Below are 15,837 nucleotides of genomic sequence, written 5' to 3'. Positions count from 1 at the left end.
CAACCCCAACAGGCCACACACAGGGAGAAGATAATGAAATTTGTTCGCATTGGAGCGCTGATAGCAGCTGCGGCGTTTATCGCCAGTTCAGCAGTGGCCGCGCCGCTCAAATTACAGCCCGCCAGTCCGCAACCCAGTCCAAAAGCGGGATTGAATGTAAAATATGTGGGAACTGGTACTCAGCGCAAAATCCGCAATCTCACTCATGCCAAGCAGTTATTGCCTAAGGCCCAGCCGGGGCAGCCGCTGATCGGTTTGGATTATAGGGATACAAACGAGGGCGAGGATGTTTTGACATTCGACCACCACTATAATGTCGCTGCAGAAATCACCGGTTACATGCGCTTTGACTCACCGGGCGTTTACGAGTTGGAGACATGGTCAAACGATGGAATCGATGCCTGGGTCGGCGGGCAGCAGATCGGCAAAGTCAATAGTATTCAGGGGTGTGAGGCCAATCAACGAACTGAAGTAGAGGTGCCGAAGGCGGGCTGGTATCCGCTGAAGATAATCTATTTTCAGAAGCTCGGTACATCTTGCCTGATGATGAAGTCAGGAAAGAAAGGTGAGCGTTTTACATGGACGCCTAACGACGTCTTTGGCCGTTAGGCCCAAATAAGGCGCCCCTAAGGACGCCTTATTCAATTATATCAGTTCGCGGCAATCAATTCGGCCTGCGCCACGATCACCTCGGCCTGTTTGATCGAGGCGATGTCGACCAGACGGCCCTTGTAAACGGTTGCGCCTTCGCCATTGGCTTTGGCCTGCTCCATCGCAGCCAGGATTTCGCGTGCCTCGGACACGGCTTCATCCGACGGGGTGAAGACCTGGTTGGCCAACGCGATCTGCTTGGGGTGGATCGCCCATTTTCCGACCATACCCAAGGTAGCCGAACGTTTCGCTTGCGCGATGTAACCTTCGTCGTCTGAGAAGTCGCCAAAGGGTCCGTCCACGGGCAGAACGCCATGTGTCCGGCATGCAGCAACAATGGCAGCCTGCGCCCAATGCCACGGGTCGGACCAGTGTTTTTCACCTTCGCGCAGCATGTAATAGTTTTCCTGCGTGCCGCCGATACCGGTGGTCTGCATCCCCATCGAGGCTGCAAAATCTGCTGCACCCAGGCTCATCGCTTGCATGCGCGGAGACGAGGCCGCGATTTCTTCGACATGGGCAACGCCAGCTGCGGATTCGATGATGACCTCAAAGCTGACGGGCTTTGTACGGCCCTTGGCGCGCTCGATGGCGGTGACCAGCGCGTCTACGGCGTAGACATCTGCCGCGCAGCCGACCTTGGGGATCATGATCTGATCCAGCCGGTCGCCGGCTTGTTCCAGCAAGTCCACCACATCGCGGTACCAATAGGGTGTGTCCAGTCCGTTGATGCGCACGGACATGTATTTGTTGCCCCAATCGACGGTGTTCAGCGCTTCGATCACATTTGCGCGCGCGGCGTCCTTGTCCGACGGCGCGACCGAGTCCTCAAGGTCGAGGTTGATTACGTCTGCGGCCGACGCGGCCATTTTCGGGAACAGCTTGGTGTTTGATCCCGGTCCGAACAACTGGCAACGGTTGGGGCGCGCGGGGGCGGCGGGTTGGATGCGAAAGCTCATCTGGACCTCGTGCGAGAAAGGAAATTACGATTTTCTTGCCTCATGGGGTATTAAATTGCGCAAGCCATAGCAAGCATCTTTGTGCAGGTGCGGCAATGCAATCGCAGCAATTGCCGCAATACAGGGTCAAAACAGTGATTAAAGTTTAATCGCTTTGGAAACTTGAAAGATTAGTGCGCCATTTAGGAAGAAGGCGCAAAAATTTCCCACCTGACGGGGCGTTGTCAGACGAAAACGCGAAACACTCGTGGAAATCGTCCCCTAGATTGCGCCAGAATCAAAGGAGTAAACCGCGATGATCGAGACACCGTACCTGCTGTTTTTGGGCGATGCGCCCGACCAATTGGCGGCCAAAGTTGCAATCGGCATCAAGGACTGGCGTCCTGAGAATGCCGTTGGCCAGTACCGTATGGAAGGTTGCAAGGCCGATCTGGGCCTGACCGACATGTCCCTGACCGAGGCGAAAGAAGCCGGCGCCAAGACGCTGGTTATCGGCGTTGCCAACCGTGGTGGCGTGATCAGCCAGGAATGGAAAAAGGTTCTGGTCATGGCGTTGGAGGAAGGCTTTGACCTCGCCTCTGGCCTGCACAACCTGCTTTGCGACGAACCCGATCTGGTGGCTGTTGCTGAAGCCACCGGCCGCAAGCTGCACGATGTTCGCGTACCTTCGGTGGAATACCCGATTGCAAACGGCATCAAGCGCAAGGGCAAGCGCTGTCTGGCTGTTGGCACCGATTGCTCTGTCGGCAAAATGTACACGGCGATGGCGATGGATGCCGAGATGCGCGAGCGCGGCATGAAGTCGACCTTCCGCGCAACCGGTCAGACAGGCATTCTGATCACCGGGGACGGTGTGCCGCTGGATGCGGTCATTGCCGATTTCATGGCCGGTTCGGTCGAATGGCTGACGCCTGACAACGATGACGATCACTGGGATCTGATCGAAGGGCAGGGGTCGCTGTTCCACGTGTCTTATTCCGGTGTGACCATGGCGCTGATCCACGGCGGCCAGCCGGATGCGCTGATCCTGAGCCACGAGCCGACCCGCGACCATATGCGTGGTCTGCCGACCTATCAGTTGCCGACCCTGGAAGCGCTGCGCGACACGGCATTGGGTCTGGCCAAGGTTGCCAACCCGGATTGCCAGGTCGTTGGTATTTCGGTCAACACGCAGCACATGTCCGAAGAGGACGCCACCGCATATCTGGCCAAGGTTGAGGCCGATATGGGCCTGCCCGCGACTGACCCGTTCCGCTTTGGTTCGGGCAAGCTGGTGGATGCGCTGGCCGCACTGTGATCTAAGCGGCGCGTCGGAGGCGGGCTTGTCCGCCTTCGGCGAAAGTATTTTGAAAAAGATGAAGGAGCTGGCGCGTGCAGGTAGAAGTCTCTCGTGACGTGTTTCGGCTGGCGCAGGTCTTTACGATCTCGCGCGGGTCTCGGACCGAGGCCAAGGTGCTGACGGTTCGGATTTCTGACGGTACCCATCAGGGGTGGGGCGAATGCGTGCCCTATGCCAGGTATGATGAAACGCTGGACTCGGTCGAGGCCGAGATCGCAGCTTTGCCTGCCGAGTTTACCCGCGACAGCCTAATGGACTTTTTACCTGCCGGGGCGGCGCGGAATGCGGTTGATTGCGCCCTTTGGGACCTTGAGGCCAAGCGCGCAGGAAAGCGGGCCTGGGATCTGGCCGGGCTGCCGGTTCCGGGGCCAGAAATCACAGCGTATACGCTGTCGCTGGACACGCCGAAAAAAATGCAGGCGCAGGCCGCAGCCAATGCGCATCGGCCCTTGCTGAAGATCAAATTGGGCACACCGGATGACATGCCCCGGCTGGAGGCTGTGCGCTCAGGTGCACCAGATGCCACGATCATCGTGGACGCCAACGAAGGCTGGTCAGCTGCGGTTTACGCCGACCTTGCCCCGCATCTGGTGCGTTTGGGTGTAGCCCTGGTCGAGCAGCCTTTGCCCGCCGGGGAAGATGACGCCCTGATTGGAATGGAGCGCCCCGTGCCAGTGTGTGCTGATGAGTCCTGTCATGATCGCACAAGCCTTCAGGGCCTCAAGGGCAAGTACGATGTGGTCAACATCAAACTGGATAAAACGGGCGGCCTGACCGAGGCGCTGGCCCTGCGCCAGCAGGCGCTGGCTGAAGGCTATCGCGTGATGGTCGGCTGCATGGTTGGCAGCTCTTTGGCTATGGCACCTGCGACACTGTTGGCACAGGGTGTGATGGTGACAGACCTTGACGGCCCGCTTCTGCTGGCCGAAGACCGCGACAACCCGCTGATTTTTGATGATGCCGGAGTGCACCCGCCCAAAGCGGACCTCTGGGGCTGAGGAGACAAGACATGACCCGCACCGTTTTTGTAAATGGCGAATACCTGCCCGAGACCGAGGCCAAAGTGTCGATCTTTGACCGTGGTTTTCTGTTCGCAGACGCTGTCTACGAGGTTACCAGCGTTTTGGATGGCAAGCTGATCGATTTCGAAGGTCACGCCGTGCGTCTGAAGCGGTCTCTGGATGAGCTGGAGATGGCTGAGCCCTGCACCAAGGATGAGCTGCTTGAAATTCATCGCAAGTTGGTAGAGCTGAACGGCATCGAAGAAGGGCTTATCTACCTGCAGGTCAGCCGTGGATCGGATGGCGATCGCGATTTTGTATTCCCTTCTGTGGACACCAAGCCGAGCCTCGTGCTGTTCACCCAGAACAAGCCTGGCCTGGCCGATAGCCCAGCCGCCAAGAAGGGTGCTAAGATCATCTCGATCGAAGACATCCGCTGGGGCCGCCGCGACATCAAGACCGTTCAGCTGCTGTACCCGTCCATGGGTAAGATGATGGCCAAGAAGGCTGGCTGTGACGATGCGTGGTTGATAGAGGACGGTTATGTGACCGAAGGCACCAGCAACAACGCCTACTACGTCAAGGACGGCAAGATCGTCACCCGCCCACTGTCGAATGACATTCTGCACGGCATCACCCGCAAGGCCGTCCTGCGCATGGCCGCCGAAGCGCAGATGGAAGTGGAAGAACGCCTGTTCACCATTGATGAGGCGAAGGAAGCGGATGAGGCTTTCACCACTTCTGCCAGTGCGTTTGTCATGCCCGTGGTCGAGATTGACGGGGTTGCGCTGGGCGACGGTACACCGGGACCAATCGCCAAGCGTTTGCGGGAAATCTATTTGGACGAAAGCCGCAAGGTCGCAATCTAAAGAAAAGGCCCGCCAGATTGGCGGGCCTCTTTCGGTTTGGGCGTCAGCCCTTGTTCGTTACATTCTCTTCGAACGCGACTTTGAAGGCGGCCTGTTTTTCCGGGCTGGCGTCGGTCTGGTATTTGGCTTTCCACTCATCCATGGTCATGCCGTAGAAAATTTGACGGGCTTCGTCCTTGCCCATCTGAATACCTTTTTCGTTGGCTGCTTCCTGATACCACCGCGACAGGCAGTTGCGGCAGAACCCGGCGAGATTCATCATATCGATGTTCTGCACATCGGTGCGATCCTCCATCAGATGCTGTTGCAAGCGACGGAATGCGGCGGCCTGAAGTTCGATTTCGGTTTGCTTGTCCATGGTCTGGCTCCGGATGACAGGAATGCGTGCTGTATGTGACCTAGCGGCCCGGGGGCGATGATTCAACAATCAGCGTATCAGGCCAGTTTCAAAGCCAGCCATGGGGTGATGCAGAAGATCAGCGTCAGGATCTTATAATTTGCCAGGTACCGGAAGTAAGCCCGTTTCACTGCGGGGCGCTCCATCTGGAACATTTTGCCGTGAATGCCAGCGATCCAGTCCTGCAACAGCAATATCATCATTGTGGTGAACAGCAGAACCGCGATGTTGAGCACGGCCATCCAGCCAAAGACGGACGTCAGAAATTCCTGAGTCATAGTGGCCTCCTTTACCCCTATAATATGGGGTCTGGGGTTGGCTCTCACAATGAAGTGAGGGCTTTTGTCACAAGCCGCTTTGGTCCAGCGCGTCCTGCAGGATAGGGGCTAGCCGCTCGGCCCATTCTCGCTGTCCTGCGTGTTCGGCAATCAGATCATTGCGCAGCTCGATCAGTGCGTTGGGGCGACCAAAACTGGTACAGTGTTTGTCAATGGCATCACCGGGCAGCACGCCGGTATAGGGTTCATTAACGCCGACGCAAAGGTCACCCTCGGCCTCTAGACGGCTGATCAACGGGCCCGAGAAACGTTCGTCCGGAGTATGCAGAACGCCAATGTGCCAAGGGCGGGGATCACGACCCCTTAGTTGCCGCGTGAACGAGTGCATTGACACGATTACCGCATGCGGCAACGCGGCCATTTGCGCCAGCGCGTCATGATACGGGCGATAGCACATGTTCAAACGCCGCTCTCGTTCTGCCGCATCGGCGTGCCGGTTGCCGGGAATGATCGACCCGTCATAGAGCTTCATCAGCAAGGTCGGATCATCTTCGCCGCGGTTCGGATCAATCACGAGGCGGGAAAAATTGGCTGCGATTACGGGCGCATTCAAAAGCTCACCCAGATGCTTTGAAACCTCGTAGGCACCTACATCATAAGCGATGTGGCGTTCCATATCCTCACGAGGCAGGCCAAGGTCGCCACCTTGGATGTCGGGCGGAACCAAGTTGGATGCGTGGTCGCATGTGATCAGCCAACGCGAGGGCCGATCCGCGCCGTGGATAAAAAACGGGGAATACGTCATAAGCCTGTCATCTAGTTTGTCGCAGGTGTAGGGCAGTTGCTTTGAAAAGGGAATTGCGCAATAAGCAGGCTGAGCAATGTTTGCGGTAACATTTGCGCAGAATCAAGAGAAGACGTTAGGAGAGCCAGACCAATGCGACGCCTGAGAAATGTGAAAATCGTGGCGACGCTGGGACCGGCGTCAAATGACTATGACATGATCCGCGCGCTGTACGAGGCAGGCGCAGACGTCTTCCGCCTGAATATGAGCCACGGCAGCCATGATGAGATCCGCGAACGCCACCGGATCATCCGACAGATCGAAAAAGACTTGGACCGGCCAATCGCAATTCTGGCCGACCTTCAAGGACCCAAGTTGCGTGTCGGGGTGTTCGCCAACGACGCAGAAGAACTTGAAGAAGGCGCGGCCTTCCGTCTGGATCTGGACCCTGCGCCCGGAGATATCAACCGCGTTTGCCTGCCGCATCCCGAGATTTTTGCCGCGTTGGAGCAGGGTGCGCGGCTTCTGGTCAACGACGGCAAAATCCGTCTGACCGTGCAGGACTGTGGCCAGGATTTTGCCAATTGCACCGTTGAGGTCGGCGGTACGATCTCGAACCGCAAAGGTGTGAACGTTCCTGATGTGGTGCTGCCACTGGCAGCTCTGTCTGCCAAGGATCGCGACGACCTGGAATTTGTCTGCCAACTGGGTGTGGATTGGCTGGCACTGAGCTTTGTGCAGCGTGCCAAGGATGTGTTTGAAGCGCGCGCGCTGGCCGACGGTCGCGCCTCGATCCTGTCCAAGATCGAAAAGCCTGCAGCGGTCGAGGCATTCGACGACATTCTGGATGCCTCTGACGGGATTATGGTCGCGCGCGGCGATCTGGGTGTTGAGCTTCCTGTGTCGGCGGTGCCGCCGATCCAGAAGCGATTGGTGCGCAAATGCCGTGGGGCGGCTAAGCCTGTGATCGTGGCCACTCAGATGCTGGAAAGCATGATCGAAAGCCCGATGCCAACCCGGGCCGAAGTTTCGGACGTGGCGACAGCAATCTACGAAGGCACGGATGCGATCATGCTCAGCGCGGAATCCGCTGCGGGTACGTACCCAATCGAGGCCGTGCAAACCATGAACAAGGTTGCGATCGAGGTCGAAGCGGACCCGACCTACACGCAGATTATCGCAGCGTCCCGGACGGCAAAGGGGACCACTATTGCCGATGGTATCGTTGCCGCCGCGCGTGAGATTGCAGAAAAAACAGATATCAAGGCGATTTGCTGTTTTACCCAAAGCGGCACCACCGCGCTGCTGACCGCCCGCGAACGTCCAGGCGTTCCGATCATCGCGATGACGCCAGCCACCGGAACCGCGCGACGTCTGTGTCTGAGCTGGGGCTGTCATTGCGTGATGACGCCCGAGCTTGAGCGGTTCAAAGGCGCTGTGGTCAACGCGGCCCGTGCGGCCCGTGCCGGTGGGTTCGCATCCGAAGCCGATCAGATCGTAGTGACTGCCGGTGTGCCTTTCAACGTCCCGGGAACGACCAATATTTTGCGTATCGCGCCTTGCGATGAACGGCTGATCTACAACACTGATCCCGGGTGACAGTTGCGATGCAGGGCCTTGAAAGGCTGGTATCAAACCGATACGCCTAAATTTTAGGCGGAAAAAGTATATAAATTTCAATGACATGCCGAAATAACGGGTGTGTTTGGAAGATAACTCTCTGTTTTTGAGGGTTTTTCCGGGATACTCGGGCGCATGGGCGGTCCACTTAATAAGTTCCAGGTTCCGGCTGCCCTGCCGGGGGCACGGGTCCCGGAATAACCAAAATTATTGGAGGAACGTTATGACAACGAAAATTGTCATTGGACTGGACGGGACAGAAACCGGAGAACACGCCATCGCCTTTGCCAAAGATCTGGCTGGCCGAATTGGTACGTGTGAATTGCTGGTTGTTTATGTCATCGAATGGTCCCCATTTACTTTTCAAACCCCTGAAGAGAACGCATTGCGGCACAAGCGGCGAGAAGAAGAAATCGAACTTGCGACGAACCGGATTGTTACCCCGGCTGTCGAAGCCCTGACCGCAGATGGTTACACAGTGCAGGGCATCGTGCGTCATGGCGACGTGGCTGAAACTCTGAACGCAATCACCGTCGAGAATGGCGGTTCGCAGATCATCGTCGGGCGCGCCTCGGCCGATGGGTTCAAGAAACGCTTGTTTGGCAGCTCGACCCAAAATCTGGTCATGCACGCCGATGTGCCAGTCACTGTTGTGAACTGACGGGAGGGATGAGAATGACTATGTTGAAACATCTCTGGCTGGCTGTAATTGCCGCCTTGATCGCCGCACCGGCAATGGCGCAAGACGCGCCTGGACTGGACGACAAGATCAATCAGGCATTTGCCGATTTCACCGGGCCATTTGTCAGCTTTATCTTTGCGCCGTTTCCGGGAACCAGTTTCCCGTGGATCGTGGGTTGGTTGGTCGTCGCGGCGACTGTTTTCACGCTGTACTTTGCCTTTGTGCAGCTCAGGTTCTTTGGCCATGCGATCAGCCTTGTCAAAGGTGACTACTCCGACCCCAACGATGCGGGTGAGGTCAGCCACTTTCAGGCTCTGGCCACGGCGCTGTCGGGTACGGTTGGCCTAGGCAACATCGCCGGTGTGGCGGTTGCTGTCGGCATTGGCGGACCGGGTGCCACCTTCTGGATGATTGTCGCGGGCCTTCTGGGCATGGCGTCGAAATTCACCGAATGTACGTTGGGCGTGAAATACCGCAACGAATACGAGGATGGCACCGTTTCCGGTGGCCCGATGTACTATATGTCCAAGGGCTTTGACGAACTGGGCCTGCCTGGAGGCAAGATCCTGGCCGTCCTGTTCTCGATCTTCTGTATTCTGGGCGCGCTGGGCGGAGGCAATATGTTCCAGGCCAATCAGGCGCACCAACAGATCGCGGGCATCACGGGCGACTATCCTGGATGGATCACAGGGGTTGTCTTTGCAATCATCGTGTTCCTTGTCATTGTGGGTGGACTGAAATCCATCGCACGGGTGACCGAAAAGGTCGTTCCATTCATGGGCATCCTGTATGTGGCTGCTGCGTTGGTGATCATCATCATGAATGCTGATCAAATCGGCTGGGCGTTCGGCCAGATTTTCGCAGGTGCCTTCACCGGCCTCGGCGTCGCTGGTGGTATGGTCGGGGCGCTGATCCAAGGCTTCCGTCGTGCTGCGTTCTCGAACGAAGCGGGCGTGGGTTCTGCAGCGATCGCACACTCGGCGGTGCGGACCAAAGAGCCGATCACCGAAGGGTTCGTCTCGTTGCTTGAGCCGTTCATCGATACGGTTGTGATCTGTACGATGACTGCGCTGGTGATCATCATCACCCAGCAGCTGATCGTCGATCCGGAAACCGGCAACTACATGCTGAACGAAGCGGGTAATGCCATTGCAACTGTTGATGGCAACTCGGGCGTCAGCCTGACCTCTGCCGCCTTTGGCAGCGCGTTCAGCTGGTTCCCATACGTTCTGGCGATAGCGGTTGTGTTGTTTGCCTTCTCAACCATGATCAGCTGGTCCTACTATGGCCTAAAGGCCTGGACTTATCTGTTCGGGGAAGGCCACGCCAAGGAGTTGGTGTTCAAGGTCATCTTCTGCATCTTCGTTGTTATCGGCGCGGCGGCCAATCTTGGCCCTGTCATCGACTTCTCGGATGCGGCGATCTTTGCGATGGCGGTCGTGAACGTCTTTGCGCTCTATTTCCTGATGAAAGTGGTGCGTGAAGAACTGGCCAGCTATGCGAGCCGACTGAAGACTGGCGAAATCCGCAAATTCGAACACTAAATCAAACCACCGGGGCGGCCTTTGTCGCCCCGGTGCCTGATCAGGCTGCAAAAAGCGCAGATTCTGGTCCAAACCCCCTTGCCAGTATGGTCGAACTTGCGTAAACGGCGCTTCTGATCGCGTGACCGGCCGAGATGGCATGCCGAGTCGCGTCTGAAACCGAACCCCGAAAGGAGACGGAAATGCCTAAGATGAAGACAAAGTCGAGCGCCAAAAAGCGCTTTAAGGTGACTGCGACCGGTAAGGTCCTTGCTGGCCAGGCCGGCAAACGTCACGGCATGATCAAGCGGACCAAGAAATTCATCCGCGACGCCCGTGGCAACACCACCCTGTCCGCCCCCGACGCCAAGATCGTCAAGGGCTACATGCCCTACGACCGCTAAGAGGAGATTAAGAGATGTCCCGCGTTAAAGGTGGAACCGTAACTCACGCCCGTCACAAGAAGGTTATCAAGGCCGCCAAAGGTTACTATGGCCGCCGCAAGAGCACCTTCAAGGTTGCCCGTCAGGCCGTCGACAAGGCGAACCAGTATGCAACCCGCGACCGTAAAAACCGCAAGCGCAACTTCCGCGCACTGTGGATCCAGCGTATCAACGCTGCTGTCCGTTCGCATGACGAAGCACTGACATATTCCCGCTTCATCAACGGCCTGACCCTGGCCGGTATCGAAGTGGATCGTAAAGTTCTGGCCGACCTGGCCGTGCACGAACCGGAAGCGTTCGGCACGATCGTCGCCAAAGCTCAGGCCGCTCTGGCTGCCTGATCCTCTCTTAGCAGAGACAGTGAATGAAGGGCCGTCCCGTTTGGGGCGGCCTTTTTTTGTTCGTGATTAGATAGTCCGCTTCGAGCCCAAAGCAGTCATAATGACTTTCATTTTCAAGAGGTAACGTCTAGCCTGCACGTTATGAAAACTGCACTTCATTTGGTCTTTTTATCAATCGTATGGGTCGCAGGAACCTCTGCACAATCTAAACCGGTAGATATGACTGGTTTATCCTGCGAACGTATGTCTAACCTCGGCCTCCAAATTTGGGATTTCTATGGTGACATCGCCGTAAGACGATATGCCGACGAGAGACCGCAGAGGCTTATGCGTATTGGGGAAGGCGCTTATGAAAGGTTCAGCAGACTTGATGGAGAGTGGGACGCCATCTACTACTTCTTTGATGACGGCAGTGGGGTCCACATGCGAATTTTTGCCAGACCAGGCCTAATTGTTCGGGATGAAAACCCAAAAGGGCCTTGGGAAGAAGGCGTTTTCCCTTTTGCTGCTGAATGCCAGCCACTTTGGGAAAGATGATGACAACTGTTTTGCAGCCTCGTTTGCTTAGACATTTTCTTACTACACAGTGACAAAGCTCGGATGAATCGGTAACTGTGCTTGGCTGCTTTGTCCGCACAGCGGACTTAGGCGACATGGGTCTTTGCATTTTAGGTTTTCTGGACCGCACTAACTCTCGGCACGCATTAGTTGCTGTCGTTCTTCTTCACCAACTACGCCGCAAAGGACACGCCCGTTCCCGGCCCGGCATAGGTGACCATGATCACGTCATCCAGATAGACTCCGTTGAATATCCCGGCTGACACATCGTCCCCCGATATCCCGGCCTCGGCCAGAACAAAGCGGGTGGGCTCGTCCAACGAAAAGGTGCCCATAGCCTCTTCTACGATCCAATCGGTGTCGCCGATCCGACGCCAGCGATTGGTGGCGGTGATCAGGTTGCCGTCCAGCTTGGTGATCTCCAGCTCCATCTCGGTCTTCAGCAAGCCCTTTGCGTGGTTCGGGTTCGATTTTGCAAAGCCCACCAGATAGGTGCCGTGCCAGGTGCCGACGATCTGGGGAAAGCCGCTGCCTTCATCGGCGCTGGAAGGGGTGGCGACCGCAAGGATGGCCACGGCGGCGAGGCTTCGGATGAGCTTGAGTACCATTGGACACTTCTCCTGCATGGGGTGTGATAACCACAGGGTACTTGAGTTGGCGCATTTGACAAACCCGCGTGTGTAAACACAAAAAAACCGGCGCGGTGGTCGCGCCGGTCTAAGTTCATCTGCCGTGATTGCATGAGTGATGGCAGATATATTCCAGTTAGGTTCAGCCGAATACACGACCCAGTGCGCCGTCGACCGCATCAGTGATCTGGTCGATGTCGTCTGCGGTTGCAATCAGTGCAGGCGAGAAGCACAGCGTGTTGTTGCGACTGGGGATCGAACGGTTGGTGGCCCCGATGATGACGCCCTGCGCCATACAGTCGGCAACGACCGCCTGAACCCTTTTCTCATCCATTGGCTCTTTGGTGGCCCGATCGGAAACCAGTTCGGCACCCAGGAACAGGCCCTTGCCGCGTACGTCGCCGATGACTTCATGCTTTTCCATCAGCGCTTGCAGGTTGCCCAACATCCGGTCGCCCATATCAATGCAGTTCTGCAGCAGGTTCTCGTCTTCGATGATGCGCATGTTTTCGATTGCCGCAGCTGGACCGGCGGTGCAGCCACCAAAAGTCGAGATGTCGCGGAAATAGCTCAGCGGGTCCGACATGTCGTCTTTGAACATGTCAAAGACTTCTTCGGTGGTAACCATCACGGCAATCGCCGCATAGCCCGAGGCAACGCCTTTGGCCATGGTCACGAAGTCAGGCTTGATGCCGTATTGCTGATAGCCGAACCAGGTGCCGGTACGACCGACGCCGCAGACGACTTCGTCGATATGCAGCAGGATGTCGTACTTTTTGCAGATTTCCTGCACGCGTTCCCAGTAACCTTCGGGCGCTTCAATCACGCCACCACCGGCGGTCACAGGCTCAAGGCACAGCGCACCAACGGTTTCGGGGCCTTCGCGCAGGATCACCTCTTCGATGGCGTCCGCGGCTGCTTTGCCGAATGCCTCGCCGGACAGCTCTTCCAAGCCCAGCTCGTGCTTGCGGTATTCCATGCAATGCGGAACGCGGACAAAGTCTGGTGCGAACGGACCGTACTGCGCCGTACGCTCGTCCTGACCGCCTGCAGACATGGTTGCCAGGGTCGAGCCGTGATAGTCGCGGTCACGGTACAGGATCTTGGTTTTTTTGCCGCCATAGCGCTTGTGCGCGATCTGGCGAACCATCTTGAACGCCTTCTCGTTCGCTTCGGAACCGGAGTTGGTGTAATAAACGCGGCTCATTCCCGGCATTTTGCTGATCAGCTTTTCAGCAAAGATCGAACCGGGGATAGACCCTGCGGTATTGGCGAAATAGCACAGCTTCATCAGCTGGTCGTGAACCGCCTTACAGATCGATTCGCGGCCATAGCCGACGTTAACGGTCCAGACGCCACCGGACACGGCATCCAGATGCTCTTTGCCGTTCTGGTCCCAGACACGCATGCCTTTGCCTTCGACAATGATCTTCGGATCGTTGCTTTCCAATGGCTTATGCTGCAGCAGGTGGTGCCAGATATGGGCGCGGTCGGCTTCGACCACGTGCGAGAGATCGTTTTCGTTGAACGTGCCGTCCATGACATGTCCTTTCAGAATGGCTGGGGCGCGGGCGGCGAAAAGGGCCGTCCCGGCTTTGTGTTTTCGATGGCTCAGATCACCGCGAAAGCTCTGTCGGAGATAGGGCCAGATTGCACCATCCCGTAATTCCAGTCCATGGCCACGCCGTATTTTTACGGGTTTGTCAGAGGAACGACTTTGTGCTCAATTCGCCGGAACCGCAGAGGGAGGGTCAGCAAATGACACAAGCCAGCATCTATGAGCGTCATTTGGACAAATGTCGGGCAAACTATACACCGTTGTCACCGCTGAGTTTTATCGAGCGGACAGCGCACATTTACCCGGATTATCCTTCCGTGGTTTACGGCGCGCGTCGCTATACATGGGCTGAAACCTATGCCCGCTGTCGTCGTTTGGCAGGCGCATTGTCGGCCCGTGGAATCAGCCCGGGCGACACGGTTTCAATTATCGCGGCCAACATACCGGAAATGTATGAGGCGCATTTTGGCGTGCCGATGGCAGGTGCTGTTCTGAATGCCATCAACACTCGATTGGACGCACCGATCATTGCCTTCATTCTGAATCACGCGGAATCCAAAGTCCTTCTGGTCGATCCCGAGTTCTCAGGCGTGGTCAAAGAGGCGCTGAAACAGGTGGATCACGATGTACTGATCGTCGATATCGAGGACCCGAGCTTTGACGGTGGTGAGAAGCTCGGCGGCCTGACCTATGACGCCTTACTGGCCGAGGGCGACCCTGAATTCAACTGGTCCTTACCCAAAGATGAGTGGGACGCGATCACGTTGAACTATACCTCGGGGACAACAGGCAATCCTAAGGGCGTCGTGTATCACCACCGAGGGGCCGCGCTGAACGCGCAGTCGGACCTGCTGGACTGGAATATGCCAAAGCACTCGGTCTATCTGTGGACCCTGCCGATGTTCCATTGCAACGGCTGGTGCTTTCCTTGGGCGATGGCCGCGAATGCGGGTGTTTCGGTCTGTCTGCGGGCCGTGCGGGACGAACCGATTTACGCGGCGTTTCGGGATGAGAAGGTGACCCACTTCTGTGGCGCGCCGATCGTGCTGAACATGCTGGCCAACGCGCCCGATCACCTCAAGGACTTCGATCATGAGATCAAGGTGATGACCGCTGGCGCGCCGCCGCCCGCCGCTGTGATCGAAAGCATGGAAAACATGGGTGTCGAGGTCACTCATGTATATGGTTTGACCGAAACTTATGGCCCCTCCGTTGTCTGCGCGTGGAAAGATGAATGGAACGGTAAAGAGGCCAAGGAACGCGCCGCTCTTAAGGTCCGTCAGGGTGTCCGCTACTCCGCCCTGTCCGGGCTTATGGTTGCCGACCCGGACACGCTGGAACCTGTGCCCGCAGATGGCGAGACGATGGGTGAGATTTTCATGCAGGGCAACGTCGTCATGAAAGGCTACCTCAAGAACGCCGAAGCCACAGATAAGGCGTTCCGAGGCGGATGGTTTGCCTCGGGTGATCTGGGGGTGATGCATCCGGACGGCTACATCGCGCTCAAGGACCGGTCCAAGGACATCATCATTTCAGGTGGCGAGAATATTTCGTCGGTTGAGGTTGAGGATATCCTTTACAAACACCCGGCCGTTATGGAGGCAGCCGTGGTCGCGCGCCCGGACGACAAGTGGGGTGAAACACCCTGTGCGTTCGTTGAACTAAAGCCTAACGCACAGGCGAGCGACGCGGATATCATCGGCTTCTGTCGGGAAAACATGGCCCATTTTAAGGCCCCCAAAACGGTGGTGTTTGGACCTTTACCCAAGACCTCGACTGGCAAGATCCAAAAGTTCAAATTGCGGGATCAGGCAAAGGCGCTGACTTAAGCGCCCACCTTGTCAAAGATCGACAGATCAAGATCCAGCATTTCACCCATCCAGATGGCCCGGTCCCGATGATCCGCCAGATGGTCGCCGGTTTCGGGGTGGGTGAAGATGGTCAGGCCCTGTCGGTTCAGCATTAGCCACGGCATGACTTGATCGAACGCGTCCGGGCCAAAGCCCAGCTGGCAGCTCCATCGCGGGTGGGGGCCTACATTTTTGGCATGCATGCGCCCCATTTGAACAGGAAACAGGCCGGCGACCTCTTCACAGACCTGCCGGGCAATGGCTTGCGTATTTGCGTCGTAATAGACATGGGCGTGATAGCCGGTGATCTCTGGCATTGGGACCTCTTGCATACGTTTCGAACAAGGTACGGCGC

At 56.9% G+C, this 15,837-nt stretch carries 18 protein-coding genes; 11 read left to right on the top strand and 7 right to left on the bottom strand.

From position 1 onward, the window contains the following. Nucleotides 1–33 precede the first annotated feature (33 nt). Nucleotides 34–609 (top strand): PA14 domain-containing protein, encoded by a 576-nt coding sequence (locus AC2FLJ_RS19850; RefSeq protein ID WP_109312215.1) that lies wholly within the window; start codon nucleotides 34–36, stop codon nucleotides 607–609. Nucleotides 610–650: 41 nt separating this feature from the next. Here the strand turns inward: AC2FLJ_RS19850 and AC2FLJ_RS19845 are convergent, their stop codons facing one another. Beyond that, nucleotides 651–1,610 carry an L-malyl-CoA/beta-methylmalyl-CoA lyase gene (locus AC2FLJ_RS19845; protein ID WP_058279015.1) on the bottom strand — a complete coding sequence of 320 codons (960 nt, stop codon included), beginning with the start codon at nucleotides 1,608–1,610 and terminating at the stop codon, nucleotides 651–653. Between the two features lie 295 nt (nucleotides 1,611–1,905). Here AC2FLJ_RS19845 and dgcN point away from each other — a divergent pair, with 295 nt between their 5' ends. The 3 genes from dgcN to AC2FLJ_RS19830 all read left to right on the top strand — a co-directional run bounded on the left by dgcN (nucleotide 1,906) and on the right by AC2FLJ_RS19830 (nucleotide 4,819). Further along, complete coding sequence (gene dgcN / locus AC2FLJ_RS19840; RefSeq protein ID WP_058279014.1) at nucleotides 1,906–2,907, top strand: N-acetyltransferase DgcN; 1,002 nt, start codon at nucleotides 1,906–1,908, stop codon at nucleotides 2,905–2,907. A gap of 74 nt (nucleotides 2,908–2,981) precedes the next feature. Beyond that, nucleotides 2,982–3,947 carry an N-acetyl-D-Glu racemase DgcA gene (gene dgcA, locus AC2FLJ_RS19835; protein ID WP_109312217.1) on the top strand — a complete coding sequence of 322 codons (966 nt, stop codon included), beginning with the start codon at nucleotides 2,982–2,984 and terminating at the stop codon, nucleotides 3,945–3,947. An 11-nt stretch (nucleotides 3,948–3,958) separates the two neighbouring features. Then, nucleotides 3,959–4,819, top strand: coding sequence for a D-amino-acid transaminase (locus tag AC2FLJ_RS19830; protein ID WP_496698448.1), 861 nt, complete (start codon nucleotides 3,959–3,961; stop codon nucleotides 4,817–4,819). Nucleotides 4,820–4,862: 43 nt separating this feature from the next. Here the strand turns inward: AC2FLJ_RS19830 and AC2FLJ_RS19825 are convergent, their stop codons facing one another. From AC2FLJ_RS19825 to AC2FLJ_RS19815, 3 genes are all read right to left on the bottom strand, one after another. Next, on the bottom strand, nucleotides 4,863–5,177 hold the full coding sequence (locus tag AC2FLJ_RS19825; RefSeq protein ID WP_496698450.1) for a DUF1244 domain-containing protein: 315 nt from the start codon (nucleotides 5,175–5,177) through the stop codon (nucleotides 4,863–4,865). Nucleotides 5,178–5,254: 77 nt separating this feature from the next. Further along, the gene (locus tag AC2FLJ_RS19820; protein WP_058273353.1) at nucleotides 5,255–5,494 is read right to left on the bottom strand and encodes a DUF6868 family protein; all 240 of its coding nucleotides are present in this window, start codon (nucleotides 5,492–5,494) and stop codon (nucleotides 5,255–5,257) included. A gap of 67 nt (nucleotides 5,495–5,561) precedes the next feature. Next, nucleotides 5,562–6,299 carry an N-formylglutamate amidohydrolase gene (locus AC2FLJ_RS19815; protein WP_496707270.1) on the bottom strand — a complete coding sequence of 246 codons (738 nt, stop codon included), beginning with the start codon at nucleotides 6,297–6,299 and terminating at the stop codon, nucleotides 5,562–5,564. A gap of 132 nt (nucleotides 6,300–6,431) precedes the next feature. Here AC2FLJ_RS19815 and pyk point away from each other — a divergent pair, with 132 nt between their 5' ends. The 6 genes from pyk to AC2FLJ_RS19785 all read left to right on the top strand — a co-directional run bounded on the left by pyk (nucleotide 6,432) and on the right by AC2FLJ_RS19785 (nucleotide 11,424). Next, nucleotides 6,432–7,877, top strand: a complete 1,446-nt coding sequence (gene pyk / locus AC2FLJ_RS19810; protein WP_058273351.1) for a pyruvate kinase — start codon at nucleotides 6,432–6,434, stop codon at nucleotides 7,875–7,877. Nucleotides 7,878–8,121: 244 nt separating this feature from the next. Beyond that, a complete protein-coding gene (locus AC2FLJ_RS19805; protein ID WP_058279007.1) occupies nucleotides 8,122–8,559 on the top strand; it encodes a universal stress protein in 438 nt (145 codons plus the stop codon). Nucleotides 8,560–8,573: 14 nt separating this feature from the next. After that, a complete protein-coding gene (locus tag AC2FLJ_RS19800) occupies nucleotides 8,574–10,124 on the top strand; it encodes an alanine/glycine:cation symporter family protein (RefSeq protein WP_058279006.1) in 1,551 nt (516 codons plus the stop codon). A 182-nt stretch (nucleotides 10,125–10,306) separates the two neighbouring features. After that, nucleotides 10,307–10,507: a 50S ribosomal protein L35 gene (rpmI, locus tag AC2FLJ_RS19795; RefSeq protein WP_010443552.1), complete on the top strand. Its 201-nt coding sequence runs from the start codon at nucleotides 10,307–10,309 to the stop codon at nucleotides 10,505–10,507. 14 nt (nucleotides 10,508–10,521) lie between these two features. Beyond that, a complete protein-coding gene (gene rplT / locus AC2FLJ_RS19790; RefSeq protein WP_058273348.1) occupies nucleotides 10,522–10,887 on the top strand; it encodes a 50S ribosomal protein L20 in 366 nt (121 codons plus the stop codon). Nucleotides 10,888–11,028: 141 nt separating this feature from the next. Next, complete coding sequence (locus tag AC2FLJ_RS19785; RefSeq protein WP_496707267.1) at nucleotides 11,029–11,424, top strand: hypothetical protein; 396 nt, start codon at nucleotides 11,029–11,031, stop codon at nucleotides 11,422–11,424. Between the two features lie 194 nt (nucleotides 11,425–11,618). On the opposite strand, the gene AC2FLJ_RS19780 is transcribed toward AC2FLJ_RS19785, so the two are convergent. Further along, nucleotides 11,619–12,053 (bottom strand): hypothetical protein, encoded by a 435-nt coding sequence (locus tag AC2FLJ_RS19780; RefSeq protein ID WP_496707265.1) that lies wholly within the window; start codon nucleotides 12,051–12,053, stop codon nucleotides 11,619–11,621. A 163-nt stretch (nucleotides 12,054–12,216) separates the two neighbouring features. Beyond that, nucleotides 12,217–13,614, bottom strand: coding sequence for an aminotransferase family protein (locus AC2FLJ_RS19775; protein ID WP_496698460.1), 1,398 nt, complete (start codon nucleotides 13,612–13,614; stop codon nucleotides 12,217–12,219). 218 nt (nucleotides 13,615–13,832) lie between these two features. Between AC2FLJ_RS19775 and AC2FLJ_RS19770 the strand changes: the two genes are divergently transcribed. Then, a complete protein-coding gene (locus AC2FLJ_RS19770; RefSeq protein WP_496707263.1) occupies nucleotides 13,833–15,461 on the top strand; it encodes an acyl-CoA synthetase in 1,629 nt (542 codons plus the stop codon). Here AC2FLJ_RS19770 and AC2FLJ_RS19765 read toward each other — a convergent pair. After that, the gene (locus AC2FLJ_RS19765) at nucleotides 15,458–15,799 is read right to left on the bottom strand and encodes a DOPA 4,5-dioxygenase family protein (RefSeq protein WP_496698465.1); all 342 of its coding nucleotides are present in this window, start codon (nucleotides 15,797–15,799) and stop codon (nucleotides 15,458–15,460) included. The two genes, AC2FLJ_RS19770 and AC2FLJ_RS19765, sit on opposite strands and share 4 nt — an antisense overlap. Between the last annotated feature and the right edge of the window lie 38 nt (nucleotides 15,800–15,837).

The sequence above is a fragment of the Ruegeria sp. CDSA034 genome, from assembly GCF_059612275.1.
Note: the sequence above shows the minus strand (reverse complement) of the source record. Positions and strands in the feature narration are given on the sequence as shown.